This window comes from Mycoplana sp. ABR4_002 (assembly GCF_056159645.1).
In genome coordinates this window covers 3,822,968-3,837,513 of sequence record NZ_JBSWVO010000001.1, presented here as the reverse complement: position 1 = coordinate 3,837,513, position 14,546 = coordinate 3,822,968, and the positions used below count along the sequence as shown (strand labels likewise).

13 protein-coding genes are annotated in these 14,546 nt (G+C 65.1%); 12 read left to right on the top strand and 1 reads right to left on the bottom strand.

The genetic code is table 11. The annotated features are described in order from the left end of the window. Nucleotides 1-60: 60 nt before the first annotated feature. Nucleotides 61-816, bottom strand: coding sequence for a hypothetical protein (locus ACXAGF_RS18300; RefSeq protein ID WP_475018801.1), 756 nt, complete (start codon nucleotides 814-816; stop codon nucleotides 61-63). 305 nt (nucleotides 817-1,121) lie between these two features. Here ACXAGF_RS18300 and sdhC point away from each other — a divergent pair, with 305 nt between their 5' ends. From sdhC to odhB, 12 genes are all read left to right on the top strand, one after another. Further along, nucleotides 1,122-1,514 (top strand): succinate dehydrogenase, cytochrome b556 subunit, encoded by a 393-nt coding sequence (gene sdhC / locus ACXAGF_RS18295; protein WP_475018800.1) that lies wholly within the window; start codon nucleotides 1,122-1,124, stop codon nucleotides 1,512-1,514. Between the two features lie 12 nt (nucleotides 1,515-1,526). Next, nucleotides 1,527-1,907 (top strand): succinate dehydrogenase, hydrophobic membrane anchor protein, encoded by a 381-nt coding sequence (gene sdhD / locus ACXAGF_RS18290; protein ID WP_475018799.1) that lies wholly within the window; start codon nucleotides 1,527-1,529, stop codon nucleotides 1,905-1,907. A 6-nt stretch (nucleotides 1,908-1,913) separates the two neighbouring features. Further along, nucleotides 1,914-3,755, top strand: coding sequence for a succinate dehydrogenase flavoprotein subunit (gene sdhA, locus ACXAGF_RS18285; RefSeq protein ID WP_475018798.1), 1,842 nt, complete (start codon nucleotides 1,914-1,916; stop codon nucleotides 3,753-3,755). Nucleotides 3,756-3,773: 18 nt separating this feature from the next. Next, complete coding sequence (locus ACXAGF_RS18280) at nucleotides 3,774-4,553, top strand: succinate dehydrogenase iron-sulfur subunit (RefSeq protein ID WP_475018797.1); 780 nt, start codon at nucleotides 3,774-3,776, stop codon at nucleotides 4,551-4,553. A gap of 218 nt (nucleotides 4,554-4,771) precedes the next feature. Then, nucleotides 4,772-5,308 (top strand): protease inhibitor Inh/omp19 family protein, encoded by a 537-nt coding sequence (locus tag ACXAGF_RS18275; protein ID WP_475018796.1) that lies wholly within the window; start codon nucleotides 4,772-4,774, stop codon nucleotides 5,306-5,308. Between the two features lie 42 nt (nucleotides 5,309-5,350). Beyond that, the gene (gene zapE, locus ACXAGF_RS18270) at nucleotides 5,351-6,532 is read left to right on the top strand and encodes a cell division protein ZapE (protein ID WP_475019339.1); all 1,182 of its coding nucleotides are present in this window, start codon (nucleotides 5,351-5,353) and stop codon (nucleotides 6,530-6,532) included. Between the two features lie 178 nt (nucleotides 6,533-6,710). Continuing rightward, nucleotides 6,711-7,673, top strand: a complete 963-nt coding sequence (gene mdh, locus ACXAGF_RS18265) for a malate dehydrogenase (protein ID WP_475018795.1) — start codon at nucleotides 6,711-6,713, stop codon at nucleotides 7,671-7,673. Between the two features lie 30 nt (nucleotides 7,674-7,703). Next, entirely contained in the window at nucleotides 7,704-8,900 is a 1,197-nt protein-coding gene (gene sucC / locus ACXAGF_RS18260; protein ID WP_475018794.1) for an ADP-forming succinate--CoA ligase subunit beta, read from the top strand. Nucleotides 8,901-8,905: 5 nt separating this feature from the next. Further along, on the top strand, nucleotides 8,906-9,808 hold the full coding sequence (gene sucD / locus ACXAGF_RS18255; RefSeq protein ID WP_475018793.1) for a succinate--CoA ligase subunit alpha: 903 nt from the start codon (nucleotides 8,906-8,908) through the stop codon (nucleotides 9,806-9,808). Nucleotides 9,809-9,959: 151 nt separating this feature from the next. Continuing rightward, nucleotides 9,960-12,956 carry a 2-oxoglutarate dehydrogenase E1 component gene (locus ACXAGF_RS18250; protein WP_475018792.1) on the top strand — a complete coding sequence of 999 codons (2,997 nt, stop codon included), beginning with the start codon at nucleotides 9,960-9,962 and terminating at the stop codon, nucleotides 12,954-12,956. A gap of 14 nt (nucleotides 12,957-12,970) precedes the next feature. After that, nucleotides 12,971-13,270 carry a YciI family protein gene (locus ACXAGF_RS18245; protein WP_475018791.1) on the top strand — a complete coding sequence of 100 codons (300 nt, stop codon included), beginning with the start codon at nucleotides 12,971-12,973 and terminating at the stop codon, nucleotides 13,268-13,270. A gap of 50 nt (nucleotides 13,271-13,320) precedes the next feature. Continuing rightward, nucleotides 13,321-14,538: a 2-oxoglutarate dehydrogenase complex dihydrolipoyllysine-residue succinyltransferase gene (odhB, locus tag ACXAGF_RS18240; protein WP_475018790.1), complete on the top strand. Its 1,218-nt coding sequence runs from the start codon at nucleotides 13,321-13,323 to the stop codon at nucleotides 14,536-14,538. Nucleotides 14,539-14,546: the final 8 nt, after the last annotated feature.

Below are 14,546 nucleotides of genomic sequence, written 5' to 3'. Positions count from 1 at the left end.
CGCCCGGACTTTCCTGCTCAGGAACGGTCCGGGCGTGCCATGCCGGTTGCGCGCGTCACGCTAGGGTCGGATGACGCAGACGCCCTGCTCCCAACTGCAGGCGGCGTTTTCGGTCTGTGGCGATATGGAGATCACCTTGGCCTGGGGCGCCGGCTGCGCGGCGAAGGACGGGGACCGTCCGCCGCCGTCGCCGTATTCGTCGTAGTAGAAGTAGACGCCGTTGCCGGGATCGTCATAGGCGGAGATGGCACCGCCGTAGAAGTTGTTGTAGATGTTGTCGCGCGCCTCGGACTGGCCGCGATAGTAGGGATAGGCCGGTCCGGCATAGTAGGGGCGCGAAGGCCCGGCGTAGTACGGGCGCCCGCGATAGTTCCAGTCCGGTCCCAGCGAGTTCGCGCCCCAGTTGCGCACGGGCCCGTTCCAGTCGCGCCCCCAGTCGTTGCGGTCGGCGCGCCAGTTCCTGTCGAACCGCCAGTCGTTGCGCCAGCCATTGTTGCGCCGCCAGCGGCGGTCGTTGATGTTGCCGCCGGTGATGTCGCCACTGGTGAAGTTGAAGTCGTTGCCGCGCTGACCGCCGCGGTTGCGATCACGGTCGCCGTCGTGGCGCGCGGAGTTGTGCTGGCCTCGGCGCAAGTTGGTCCGCCAGGGCATGTTGCCGCCGGTGATGTCGCTCCTGGTGGAATTGAAGTTGCGGTCGCGGTTGCGGCTGCCGCCCTCATGGCGGTCACGCGCTTCCACTTGCGGCGCCGATGCAAGCGGCAGGGCGATGGCGGCGAGCGCGATTGCGATCATGCAGGCTCTGGAAAACAGACTCATTCTGTTTCGCCTCCGGGTTACGCTTAACGAGTCCTTACAATCTCGCTCATTCCGGCGGCGGAGTCACGGATTTGGTTAACGATTCGGTAACATTCGTTAAGATTGGTTAACGGCTGCGGAGGGGCCTCAGTATCGTCCTTTCGGATTAATCGATTAAATCGATTTTGAGACTTAAGGATACTTGTGGTTCCGCATTTCGGTGATTAAACGTCGCAATCATTGCATTGCGCAGCAACAAAGTGCAATTCCGGAGTAAAATCGTCCAGTTATCGGGGCCGTTCTCCGGGATTTCCGTGAGGGTTCTGATGACGAATGTCACAAAAAGCCGGCCACTCTCGCCGCATCTCCAAATCTACAAGCCGATCCCGACGATGGTGATGTCGATTGTACACCGCATCACGGGCGGCGCGCTTTATTTCGGCACGGTGCTCGTCGCATGGTGGCTGATTGCCGCGGCCACCGGCGAGGCCCAGTTCAACTGGGCCAGCTGGTTTTTCGGGACCTGGATCGGCACGCTGATCCTGCTCGGCTACACCTGGGCGCTGTTCCATCACATGCTCGGCGGGCTTCGTCACTTCATGTGGGACCTGGGTCACGGCTATGAGAAGCATTTCGCCACCAAGATCGCCAAGGCCACCCTGGTCGCGTCGCTGACGCTGACGGTGCTGGTCTGGGCCATCGCCCTGCTCGTGCGCTGAGGGAGACAGACAATGGACATGCGTACACCCCTCGGCCGCGTCCGCGGTCTCGGTTCGGCCCGCGACGGGACGGAGCACTTCTGGCGCCAGCGGCTGACGGCGGTCGCCAACGTGCCGCTGCTGCTGTTCTTCGTCGGATTCCTGCTCTGCTACGCCGGCGCCCCCTATGCCGAAGTCCGGGCCGCGCTGTCGCACCCGGTGGTGGCGGTGGTGATGGGGCTGGTGGTGGTCTCCGGCATCTTCCACATGAAGCTCGGCATGCAGGTCATCATCGAGGACTACGTCCACGCCGAGGGCATCAAGATCGTCCTTCTGATCCTCAATACCTTCTTTGCGGCTCTTGTCGGCGGCCTCTGTCTGTTCGCCGTCCTGAAGATCGCTTTCGCGGGATAATTCACCATGGCACCGAACTCCTCGCCGGCGATGAACGGCAAAGCGTACCAGTATGTCGATCATGCCTTTGACGTGGTCGTCGTTGGCGCCGGTGGCGCCGGTCTGCGCGCAACCCTCGGAATGGCCGAACAGGGCCTGAAGACCGCGTGCATCACCAAGGTCTTCCCGACGCGCTCGCATACGGTGGCCGCCCAGGGCGGCATCGCCGCTTCGCTGCAGAACATGACGCCCGATAGCTGGCAGTGGCATCTCTACGACACGGTCAAGGGCTCGGACTGGCTCGGCGACGTCGACGCCATGCAGTACCTGGCGATGGAGGCGCCGAAGGCGGTCTACGAGCTGGAGCATTACGGCGTGCCGTTCTCGCGCAACGAGGAAGGCAAGATCTACCAGCGCCCGTTCGGGGGACACATGCAGAACTACGGCGAGGGGCCGCCGGTGCAGCGTACCTGTGCGGTTGCCGACCGCACCGGTCACGCCATCCTGCACACGCTCTATGGCCAGTCACTGCGCAACAACGCCGAGTTCTTCGTCGAATACTTCGCCATCGACCTGATCATGTCGGCCGACGGCCGCTGCACCGGCGTCGTCGCCTGGAACCTCGACGACGGCACGATCCACCGCTTCTCCGCCAAAATGGTGGTGCTGGCAACCGGCGGCTACGGCCGCGCCTACTTCTCCGCGACCTCGGCCCACACCTGCACCGGCGACGGCGGCGGCATGATCGCCCGCGCCGGCCTGCCGCTGCAGGACATGGAGTTCGTCCAGTTCCATCCGACCGGCATCTACGGCTCGGGCTGCCTGATCACCGAAGGGGCGCGTGGCGAGGGCGGTTATCTCGTCAATTCCCAGGGCGAGCGCTTCATGGAGCGCTATGCGCCGTCGGCCAAGGATCTCGCCTCGCGCGACGTGGTGTCGCGCTGCATGACGCTGGAAATCCGCGAGGGGCGCGGCGTCGGCAAGAACGGCGACCACATCTACCTGCATCTCGACCATCTTGATCCGGCCGTGCTGCAGGAGCGCCTGCCGGGCATCTCCGAGAGCGCCAAGATCTTTGCCGGCGTCGACGTCACGCGCGAGCCGATCCCGGTCCTGCCGACCGTGCACTACAACATGGGTGGCATTCCGACCAACTACTGGGGTGAGGTGCTCAATGCCGACGCTGCCAATCCGGAGCGGCTTGCGCCCGGCCTCATGGCCGTCGGCGAAGCCGGTTGCGCCTCCGTCCACGGCGCCAACCGCCTCGGCTCCAACTCGCTGATCGACCTCGTGGTGTTCGGCCGGGCCGCTGCGATCCGCGCGGGCGAGGTGATCGATCGCGCCGAGCCGATCCCGGCACTCGACACGGCGGCCTGCGACCGGATCATGGCGCGCTTCGACAAGCTGCGCCACGCCAATGGCGGCACGCCGACGGCGGTCCTGCGCGACCGGATGCAGCGCACCATGCAGGAGGACGCGGCCGTGTTCCGCACGCAGGAATCGCTGGAAAGCGGTTGCGCCCGCATGAAGCAGATCTGGGGCGAGATGGCCGACATCAAGGTCACCGACCGCTCGTTGATCTGGAATTCGGATCTGGTCGAGACGCTGGAACTGGAAAACCTGATGGCCAACGCCATCACCACGGTCGTCGGGGCCGAGGCCCGCAAGGAAAGCCGTGGTGCCCATGCCCGCGAGGACTACAAGGACGGGCCGCTCGGCGGCCGCGACGACGTCAACTGGCGCAAGCACACGCTTGCCTGGGTGAACGACGCCGGCGACGTGAAGCTCGACTATCGCCCGGTCCATACCGACCTCATCGCCGACGGCATCGATCCCAAGAAGATCGCGCCGAAGGCCCGCGTCTACTGATCCCGAGGAACGCTGGACATGGTTGAACTCGCTCTCCCCAAGAACTCGCAGGTTACCGAAGGCAAGGTCTGGCCGAAGCCGGACGGCGCCACCAATACCCGCGAGTTCCGCGTCTACCGCTGGAGCCCGGACGACGGCAGGAACCCGTCGATCGACACCTTCTACATCGACGTCGACGACTGCGGCCCGATGGTGCTCGATGCACTGCTCTACATCAAGAACAAGATCGACCCGACCCTGACGCTCCGGCGCTCCTGCCGCGAGGGCATCTGCGGCTCGTGCGCGATGAACATCGACGGCACCAATACCCTCGCCTGCACCAAGGGCATGGACGAGGTGAGCGGCACGATCAAGGTCTATCCGCTGCCGCACATGCCGGTGGTCAAGGACCTGGTGCCGGACCTGACGCATTTCTACGCCCAGCACCGCTCGATCGAGCCGTGGCTGAAGACGGTTTCGCCGACGCCGGCGAAGGAATGGCTGCAGAGCCATGAGGACCGCCAGAAGCTCGACGGGCTCTACGAGTGCATCCTGTGCGCCTGCTGCTCGACCTCCTGTCCGAGCTACTGGTGGAACGGCGACCGCTATCTCGGCCCGGCCGTGCTGCTGCAGGCCTACCGCTGGCTGATCGACAGCCGCGATGAGGCGACCGGCGAACGGTTGGACAACCTGGAGGATCCGTTCCGCCTCTATCGTTGCCATACGATCATGAACTGCGCCCAGGCCTGCCCGAAGGGACTCAACCCGGCCAAGGCGATCGGCGAGATCAAGAAGATGCTGGTCGAGCGGCGAGTCTGAGGGCAGCAACCGCGCGACCACCGATGCCGGGCCGAGGCCTGGCGTCGTCATGTCCGGCAAAGGCCGCAGCGCTCGCGAGACGGCGCGCGGGCGGGCATGGCGGGCGGCGGATCCGGTCGAACCGCTGCGGCAACTCTTGATTTGGATTGGCGTTTCACGCTAATGCGGCCATGATTGCTACGTATTCATGGCATCCGGCGAACGGCAGGAGTTACGACATGCGGACTATTCATGTGGCTGGCGGATTGATGATGGCGCTCGCGCTGGCCGGGTGCCAGCGGACCTCGATGAGCGGCGTCGACACGCGGCCCGTCCTGGCGCCGCTGCAGGCCCAGCCGGTCGGTACGGTCCAGGCCGGCCAACTGCCGGACCCGACGACCAGCACCTCGCAGTTTCCCGCCGCTCCGACCACCGACACGGCAATGGCAATGCCCGATGCCGGCGCGGGCGCGGGCGCCCCTGCGACCGGCGGCCTCGAGGTGAAGAAGGAGGCCATGGTCGGCAACTGGAAGGTCTCCAACGGCCCGACCTCCTGCGACATGTTCCTGACGCTGACCAATCTGGGCTCCGGCTCGCGCGGCGGCACGCGCGGCTGCGCCGGCGAGTTGACGCAGATGGGCTCCTGGGAAGTGGCCGGGAACCAGGTGATCCTGAAGGACCGCAGCGGCAATGCGATCGCCCGGCTCAACCGGACCGGCGATTCCCGCTTCGACGGCTCGACCTCCGGTGGTCAACCGCTCAGCCTGTCGCGCTGACGCTCAACGCAAAATTCACCACGGAGAACGGTTGCGGTGCCCATGAAGCAGGATTGGGACAACGTTTCCGCCTACCCCGAGCACGGCGTCACCGACAGGCTGAAGGCAATGGTGGCGGCGGGCGAACTGCAGCCCGATCCATTGCAAGCGGCGATGGCGCTGCGCTTCGACGCCCTACTGGAAGCAATCCAGGTGCAGCGGCCGGCGCGCAAGTCCAGTGCGCTCGGATGGCTGTTTGCGGCGCGCAAGCCGGAGATGTCCGCCGTGCCGCGCGGGCTCTACATCCATGGCGGCGTCGGGCGTGGCAAGACCATGCTGATGGACCTGTTTTTCTCCCTGGTCCCGATCAAGCGCAAGCGCAGGGCGCATTTCCATGAATTCATGGCCGATGTGCACGACCGCATCCACAAGCACCGCCAGAAACTGAAGAACGGAGAAACGAAGCAGGCCGATCCGGTGCCGCCGGTGGCCGAAAGCCTGATCGAGGAGGCGCGGCTGCTCTGCTTCGACGAGTTCTCGGTGACCGACATCGCCGATGCGATGATCCTGTCGCGGCTGTTCGGCGAGCTGTTCGCGCGCGGCTGCATTCTGGTGGCGACCTCGAACGTCGAGCCGGACAACCTCTACATGGACGGGCTGAACCGGGGGCTGTTCCTGCCCTTCGTCTCGCTCCTGAAGCGTCACGTCGACGTCGTCGCGCTGGAATCGGAGACCGACTATCGGCTGGAAAAGGACGAGGGGCTGCCGGTCTTCCGCTTTCCCTTCGGCGCGGAGGCGGATGAGGCGATGGACCGCGCCTGGCAGCGCGAGACCGCAGGTCGCATGACTGGGCCCGACACGATCGGTTTTCGCGGCCGCGAGATCGTCGTTCCGGCGGCGGCGGGCCGGGCGGCGCGCTTCAGCTTCGCGGACCTGTGCGAACGGCCGCTTGGCGCCGCCGACTTTCTGGCAATCCTCGAACGCTACGACACGATTTTCGTCGACCACATCCCGCAACTCGGCCCGGACAAGCGCAACGAGACCAAGCGCTTCATCAACCTTGTCGACACGATCTACGACCACGGTGCGCGCCTGTTCGCCTCCGCCGCGGCCGCGCCCGAACGGTTGCTGGTCGCGCGCAAGGGCACGGAAGGCTTCGAGTTCGACCGCACGGTTTCGCGCCTGATCGAGATCCGAAGCAAGGAATATGCCGAGAACCACCGTGTGCGGACCGCCGGATTGTGACGGTTTCACAACGATAATTCTTACCTTTACGTAAGATATTTTTGATCTAACCGATTGAAATACCTCGCACCAAAAGTATGGGTTGATATTTCAGCGATTGGGCGTTAATGCCTTTCGCCGGACGGTTGGGCGTAGTGGCGCCAGCCTTTCTAAGTTGGATCGCAAAGGAAGCACTTTCATGGCGCGCAAGAAGATCGCACTTATTGGTTCTGGGATGATCGGTGGCACGCTGGCGCATCTCGCCGGCCTGAAGGAACTGGGCGACATCGTTCTGTTCGACATTGCCGACGGCATTCCGCAGGGCAAGGGTCTCGACATCGCCCAGTCCTCGCCGGTCGAAGGCTTCAACGCCTCGCTCACCGGCGCCAGCGACTATGCGGCGATCGAGGGCGCCGACGTCTGCATCGTGACGGCCGGCGTCGCCCGCAAGCCGGGCATGAGCCGCGACGATCTTCTCGGCATCAACCTGAAGGTGATGGAGCAGGTCGGCGCCGGTATCAAGAAATATGCGCCCAACGCCTTCGTCATCTGCATCACCAATCCGCTCGACGCGATGGTCTGGGCGCTGCAGAAGTTCTCCGGTCTGCCGAAGAACATGGTCGTCGGCATGGCCGGCGTCCTCGACAGCGCCCGCTTCCGCCTGTTCCTGTCCGAGGAGTTCAGCGTTTCGGTCCAGGACGTCACCGCCTTCGTGCTCGGCGGCCACGGCGACACGATGGTGCCGCTCGCCCGCTACTCCACCATTGCCGGCATCCCGCTGACCGACCTCGTCAAGATGGGCTGGTGCACGCAGGAGCGCCTCGAACAGATCATCCAGCGCACCCGCGATGGCGGCGCGGAGATCGTCAGCCTGCTCAAGACCGGCTCGGCCTACTATGCCCCGGCGGCCTCGGCGATCGAAATGGCCGAGTCCTACCTCAAGGACAAGAAGCGCGTCCTGCCCTGCGCCTCCTATCTTTCGGGCCAGTACGGCGTGAAGGACATGTATGTCGGCGTGCCGGTCGTCATCGGCGCCGGCGGCGTCGAGCGCGTCATCGAGATCGACCTGAACAAGAGCGAGAAGGAAGCCTTCGATAAGTCGGTCGGCGCGGTCGCCGGCCTTTGCGAGGCCTGCATCAACATCGCTCCGGCGCTGAAGTAATCCACTTGCGCCATCTGAGAGGAACTTTCCATGAATATTCATGAGTATCAGGCCAAGGCCCTGCTGAAGAGCTATGGCGCGCCGGTCGCCGAGGGTGTGGCCATCTTCTCCGCCGACGAGGCGGAGGCCGCCGCCAAGCAGCTGCCGGGCCCGCTCTACGTGGTCAAGAGCCAGATCCATGCGGGCGGCCGCGGCAAGGGCAAGTTCAAGGAACTCGGCCCCGACGCCAAGGGCGGCGTGCGGCTGGCCAGGTCGATCGACGAGGTTGTCGCCAACGCCAGGGAAATGCTCGGCAACACGCTGGTGACGAAGCAGACCGGCGAGGGCGGCAAGCAGGTCAACCGGCTCTACATCGAGGACGGCGCCGACATCGACCGCGAACTCTATCTGTCGATCCTCGTCGACCGCACGGTCGGCCAGGTGGCCTTCGTCGTCTCGACCGAGGGCGGCATGGACATCGAGACCGTCGCCCACGACACGCCGGAAAAGATCGTCACCGTCGCGATCGACCCGGAGACGGGCGTCACCGCCGACAACATTGCTACGCTCGCCGCGGCGCTGAAGCTCGAGGGCGAGGCCAAGGCCGACGCCGAGAAGCTGTTCCCGGTCCTCTTCACGGCCTTTGTCGAGAAGGACATGAGCCTGCTCGAGGTCAACCCGCTGATCGTCATGACGAATGGCCGCATGCGCGTCCTCGACGCCAAGGTCTCCTTTGACGGCAACGCTTTGTTCCGCCACGAGGACGTCGTCGCCCTGCGCGACACGACCGAGGAGGACGAGAAGGAAATCGAGGCCTCCAAGTACGACCTCGCCTATGTCGCGCTCGACGGCAACATCGGCTGCATGGTCAACGGCGCCGGCCTGGCCATGGCGACGATGGATATCATCAAGCTCTACGGCGCCGAGCCCGCCAACTTCCTCGACGTCGGCGGCGGCGCCTCGAAGGAGAAGGTGACGCACGCCTTCAAGATCATCACCGCCGACCCGGCCGTGAAGGGTATTTTGGTCAACATCTTCGGCGGCATCATGAAGTGCGACGTCATCGCCGAAGGCGTTATTGCGGCCGTCAAGGAAGTCGGCCTGAAGGTTCCGCTGGTCGTCCGCCTCGAGGGCACCAATGTCGAGCTCGGCAAGAAGATCATTAATGAATCGGGCCTCAACGTCATCTCCGCCGATGATCTGGACGATGCCGCCCAGAAAATCGTTGCAGCCGTGAAGGGAGCCTGAGATCCATGTCGATCCTCGTCAACAAGAACACCAAGGTTCTGGTCCAGGGCCTGACCGGCAAGACCGGCACCTTCCACACCGAGCAGGCGCTCGCCTACTACGGCACGCAGATGGTCGGCGGCATTCATCCGAAGAAGGGCGGCGAGACCTGGACCGGCGCCAAGGGCGAGAGTCTGCCGATCTTCGCGACGGTGGCCGAGGGCAAGGAAGTGACCGGCGCCGATGCCTCGGTCATCTACGTCCCGCCGGCGGGCGCCGCGGCGGCGATCATCGAGGCGATCGACGCCGAGATCCCGCTGATCGTCTGCATCACCGAAGGCATCCCGGTCGAGGACATGGTCAAGGTCAAGGCCCGGCTGATCAAGTCCAAGTCGCGCCTGATCGGCCCCAACTGCCCGGGCGTGCTGACGCCGGAAGAATGCAAGATCGGCATCATGCCGGGCAACATCTTCAAGAAGGGCTCGGTCGGCGTCCTGTCGCGCTCCGGCACGCTCACCTATGAAGCCGTGTTCCAGACCACGAACGAGGGCCTCGGCCAGACCACCGCCGTCGGCATCGGCGGCGACCCGGTCAAGGGCACCGAGTTCATTGACGTGCTCGAGCTGTTCCTGGCCGACGAGGCCACCAAGTCGATCATCATGATCGGCGAGATCGGCGGTTCGGCCGAGGAGGACGCCGCCCAGTTCCTCAAGGACGAGGCCAAGCGCGGCCGCAAGAAGCCGATGGTAGGCTTCATCGCCGGACGTACCGCACCTCCCGGCCGCACCATGGGGCATGCCGGCGCCGTCATTTCCGGCGGCAAGGGCGGGGCGGAAGACAAGATCGCCGCGATGGAATCGGCCGGCATCCGCGTCTCGCCGTCGCCGGCACGTCTCGGCAAGACGCTCGTCGAGGTCCTGAAGGGCTGAGGCGGCACACGACGTGCGGCCGGTCGCGGACCGGCCGCACCACCGTCTTCGCCCGGACCGCGTCCCGCGGGTACCGGGCGGGCGTTTCTCCCGAACGCTTCATCGGGGGACGGATTCTAAGTCAGGAGGCGGGCGCCGCCCGCGAGCGACCATGGCAAGACAAGAGGCCAACGAACAGTTTCTGGTGACGTCGTTCCTCGACGGCGCCAACGCCAGCTACATCGAGCAGCTCTACGCCCGTTTCGAGCAGGACCCCTCGTCGGTGTCGCCGGAATGGCAGGGCTTCTTCAAGGAGTTGGGCGACAAGCCCGCGGACATCCAGAAGGCTGCCAAGGGCGCCTCGTGGAAAAAGCCGAACTGGCCGATCGCCGCCAACGGCGAGCTTGTCTCGGCGCTCGACGGCGACTGGAGCACGGTCGAGAAGGTCGTCGAAAAGAAGATCAAGGCCAAGGCCGAGGCGGCCGCGGCACAGACCGGCGCGGCTGTCAGCGCCAGCGAGGTCGAGCAGGCGACGCGCGATTCCGTCCGCGCTATCATGATGATCCGCGCCTACCGCATGCGCGGCCATCTGCACGCCACGCTCGATCCGCTGGGCCTTGCCGATCCGGTCGAGGACTACGACGAGCTGTCGCCGAAATCCTACGGCTTCGAGGAGACGGACTACGATCGCCGGATCTTCCTCGACAACGTGCTGGGGCTGGAATACGCGACCATCCCCGAGATGCTCGAGATCCTCAAGCGCACCTATTGCTCGACCCTCGGCGTCGAGTTCATGCACATCTCCGATCCCGAGGTGAAGGCCTGGATCCAGGCGCGCATCGAAGGGCCGGACAAGGGCGTCGAGTTCACGCCGGAGGGCAAGCGGGCGATCCTGCAGAAGCTCATCGAGTCGGAAGGCTTCGAGCAGTTCATCGACGTCAAATACAAGGGCACGAAGCGTTTTGGCATCGACGGCGGTGAATCGCTGATCCCGGCGCTGGAGCAGATCATCAAGCGCGGCGGCCAGCTCGGCCTGAAGGAAATCGTCCTTGGCATGGCTCACCGCGGCCGCCTGAACGTGCTGTCGCAGGTGATGGCCAAGCCGCACCGGGCGATCTTCCACGAGTTCAAGGGCGGCTCCTACGCTCCGGACGACGTCGAAGGCTCGGGCGACGTGAAGTACCACCTCGGCGCGTCCTCGGACCGCGAATTCGACAACAACAAGGTGCACCTGTCGCTGACGGCGAACCCCTCGCATCTCGAGATCGTCAATCCGGTGGTGATGGGCAAGGCCCGCGCCAAGCAGGACCAGATCGCGGCGGTGCACGAGGGCGACATCGTGCCGCTGCGCGAACGCGTCAAGGTCATGCCGCTGCTGATCCACGGCGACGCCGCGTTCGCGGGTCAGGGCGTGGTGGCCGAGATCCTCGGACTGTCCGGCCTGCGCGGCTACCGCGTCGGCGGCACCGTCCACTTTATCATCAACAACCAGATCGGCTTCACCACCAACCCGGCCTTCTCGCGCTCGTCGCCCTATCCGTCCGACGTGGCCAAGATGATCGAGGCGCCGATCTTCCACGTCAACGGCGACGACCCGGAGGCGGTCGTCTACGCCGCCAAGATCGCGACCGAATACCGGATGAAGTTCCACAAGCCGGTCGTGATCGACATGTTCTGCTACCGCCGCTTCGGCCACAACGAAGGCGACGAGCCGGCGTTCACGCAGCCGAAGATGTACAAGGCGATCCGCACCCACAAGACGGTCGTGCAGCTCTATTCGGAGCGGCTGATCGCCGAGGGCCTGATGACCGAGGGCGAAGTCGAGAAGCTGCGGGCCGATTGGCGCGCCAACCTCGAGCAGGAGTTCGAGGCGGGGCACTCCTACAAACCCAACAAGGCGGACTGGCTCGACGGCGTCTGGTCGGGGCTGCGGACGGCGGACAATGCCGACGAGCAGCGCCGCGGCCGCACCTCGGTGCCGATGAAGCAGCTGAAGGAGATCGGGCGCAAGCTGTCCACGGTTCCGGAAGGCTTCCACGCGCACCGTACCATCCAGCGCTTCATGGATAACCGCGCCCAGATGATCGAGAGCGGCGAGGGGCTCGACTGGGCCATGGGCGAGGCGCTCGCGTTCGGCACGCTCTGCGTCGAGGGAACGAAGGTCCGCCTGTCCGGTCAGGACAGCGAGCGCGGCACCTTCTCCCAGCGCCATTCGGTGCTCTACGACCAGGAGACCGAGGCTCGCTACATCCCGCTCACCAACCTGTCGCCGAACCAGGGCCGCTACGAGGTGATCAACTCCATGCTGTCGGAAGAGGCTGTGCTCGGCTTCGAATACGGCTACTCGTTGGCGCGGCCGAACGCTCTGACGCTGTGGGAGGCGCAGTTCGGCGACTTCGCCAACGGCGCCCAGGTGGTGTTCGACCAGTTCGTCTCGTCGGGCGAGCGCAAATGGCTGCGCATGTCCGGCCTCGTCTGCCTGTTGCCGCACGGCTACGAGGGACAGGGGCCGGAGCACTCCTCCGCTAGACTGGAGCGCTTCCTGCAGCTGTGCGCCGAAGACAACATGCAGGTCGCCAACGTCACCACGCCGGCGAACTACTTCCATATCCTGCGCCGCCAGATCAAGCGCGACTTCCGCAAGCCGCTGATCCTGATGACGCCGAAGTCGCTGCTGCGCCACAAGCGGGCCGTCTCGAGCCTGTCGGAACTCGCCGGCGAGAGCTCGTTCCACCGCTTGCTGTGGGACGACGCCGAGGTCATCAAGGACGGTCCGATCAAGCTGCAGAAGGATGCGAAGATCCGCCGCGTCGTCATGTGCTCGGGCAAGGTCTACTACGACCTGCTCGAGGAGCGCGAGAAGCGCGGCATCGACGACGTCTATCTGCTGCGCCTCGAACAGCTCTATCCGTTCCCGGCCAAGGCGCTGATCAACGAGCTGTCGCGATTCCGTAACGCGGAGATGGTCTGGTGTCAGGAAGAGCCGAAGAACATGGGCGCCTGGTCCTTCATCGACCCGTATCTGGAGTGGGTGCTGGCCCATATCGACGCCAAGCACCAGCGGGTGCGCTACACCGGCCGCCCGGCTGCGGCCTCGCCGGCCACGGGCCTGATGTCCAAGCATCTTGCGCAACTGGCCGCGTTCCTCGAGGATGCGCTCGGCGGTTGAGGGAGGAGGGCGCGATGGCATATTTCCACATGAGGCTAGTGCCGCCGCGCCCGAGCTTTCCGCATGATGCGACGCCGTCGGAAATGGAGGCCATGAACCGCCATGCCGACTACTGGCGCAGCCTGGCCGCGGCCGGAACGGCAATCGCCGCCGGTCCGGTCTTCGAAGGCGAGGGCGCCTGGGGCATGGCCGTGGTCGAGGTCGAGGACGAGCAAAGCGCCGTGGCCATCACCGCGGCGGATCCGGTCATCCTCGCCGACATCGGCTTCCTGTTCCAGGTCGCGCCGATGCCATCCCTGATCCTCCGGCCGTGACGGCCGGAGACCGCAAGAATTCAACCTTTCAACATTTCAGGACTAGAACAATGGCTACTGAAATCCGCGTCCCGACCCTCGGCGAATCCGTCAGCGAAGCCACCGTCGGCACCTGGTTCAAGAAGGTCGGCGACGCCGTCAAGGCCGATGAACCGATCGTCGAGCTCGAAACGGACAAGGTCACGGTCGAGGTGCCGGCGCCGGCATCCGGCGTCCTTTCGGAGATCGTCGCCCCCAACGGCGAGACCGTCGGCCTCGGCGCGCTGCTCGGCCAGATTTCCGAAGGTGCGGCGGCTGCCGCTGCGGCACCCGCGGCCAAGGCCGCCGAGCCGGTGGCCGCTGCTGCCGCGGCACCGGCCACAGCCGCCTCGTCCATGCCGCCGGCTCCGGCCGCCGCCAAGATGCTCGCCGAGAACAACCTCTCGGCCGCCCAGGTCGACGGCTCCGGCAAGCGCGGGCAGGTGCTGAAGGGCGATGTCATTGCCGCCGTCGCCAAGAGCAGCGCACCGGCCGCCTCGGCGGAGGTGATCAACATCCAGACCCGCGCGCCGTCGTCGGATGCCGACGCGCCGCGCGAGGAGCGGGTGAAGATGACGCGCCTGCGCCAGACGATCGCCAAGCGCCTGAAGGACGCGCAGAACACCGCCGCCATGCTGACCACCTACAACGAGGTGGACATGAAGTCGGTGATGGACCTGCGCGCCCGCTACAAGGACCTGTTCGAGAAGAAGCACGGCGTGAAGCTCGGCTTCATGGGCTTCTTCACCAAGGCGGTCACCCACGCGCTGAAGGAGCTTCCGGCGGTCAACGCCGAAATCGACGGCACCGACATCATCTACAAGAACTACTGCCACATCGGCGTTGCCGTCGGCACCGACAAGGGCCTGGTCGTGCCGGTGGTACGGGACGCCGACCGCATGTCGATCGCCGAGATCGAGAAGGAAATCGGCCGGCTCGGCAAGGCGGCGCGTGACGGCGAACTGTCGATGGCCGACATGCAGGGTGGCACTTTCACCATCTCCAACGGTGGCGTCTACGGTTCGCTGATGTCCTCGCCGATCCTGAACGCGCCGCAGTCGGGCATCCTTGGCATGCACAAGATCCAGGAGCGCCCGGTCGTGGTCGGCGGCCAGATCGTCATCCGCCCGATGATGTACCTGGCGCTGTCCTACGACCACCGTATTGTCGACGGCAAGGAAGCCGTGACCTTCCTGGTGCGGGTCAAGGAAGCGCTGGAAGATCCGGAGCGTCTGGTTCTCGACCTTTAAGGAGCGGC

Bases quoted from the DNA above. Each gene is read 5' to 3' on its own strand.
- ACXAGF_RS18300 (WP_475018801.1), bottom strand. From the start codon at position 816: ATGAGTCTGTTTTCCAGAGCCTGCATGATCGCAATCGCGCTCGCCGCC.
- sdhC (WP_475018800.1), top strand. From the start codon at position 1,122: ATGACGAATGTCACAAAAAGCCGGCCACTCTCGCCGCATCTCCAAATC.
- sdhD (WP_475018799.1), top strand. From the start codon at position 1,527: ATGGACATGCGTACACCCCTCGGCCGCGTCCGCGGTCTCGGTTCGGCC.
- sdhA (WP_475018798.1), top strand. From the start codon at position 1,914: ATGGCACCGAACTCCTCGCCGGCGATGAACGGCAAAGCGTACCAGTAT.
- ACXAGF_RS18280 (WP_475018797.1), top strand. From the start codon at position 3,774: ATGGTTGAACTCGCTCTCCCCAAGAACTCGCAGGTTACCGAAGGCAAG.
- ACXAGF_RS18275 (WP_475018796.1), top strand. From the start codon at position 4,772: ATGCGGACTATTCATGTGGCTGGCGGATTGATGATGGCGCTCGCGCTG.
- zapE (WP_475019339.1), top strand. From the start codon at position 5,351: ATGAAGCAGGATTGGGACAACGTTTCCGCCTACCCCGAGCACGGCGTC.
- mdh (WP_475018795.1), top strand. From the start codon at position 6,711: ATGGCGCGCAAGAAGATCGCACTTATTGGTTCTGGGATGATCGGTGGC.
- sucC (WP_475018794.1), top strand. From the start codon at position 7,704: ATGAATATTCATGAGTATCAGGCCAAGGCCCTGCTGAAGAGCTATGGC.
- sucD (WP_475018793.1), top strand. From the start codon at position 8,906: ATGTCGATCCTCGTCAACAAGAACACCAAGGTTCTGGTCCAGGGCCTG.
- ACXAGF_RS18250 (WP_475018792.1), top strand. From the start codon at position 9,960: ATGGCAAGACAAGAGGCCAACGAACAGTTTCTGGTGACGTCGTTCCTC.
- ACXAGF_RS18245 (WP_475018791.1), top strand. From the start codon at position 12,971: ATGGCATATTTCCACATGAGGCTAGTGCCGCCGCGCCCGAGCTTTCCG.
- odhB (WP_475018790.1), top strand. From the start codon at position 13,321: ATGGCTACTGAAATCCGCGTCCCGACCCTCGGCGAATCCGTCAGCGAA.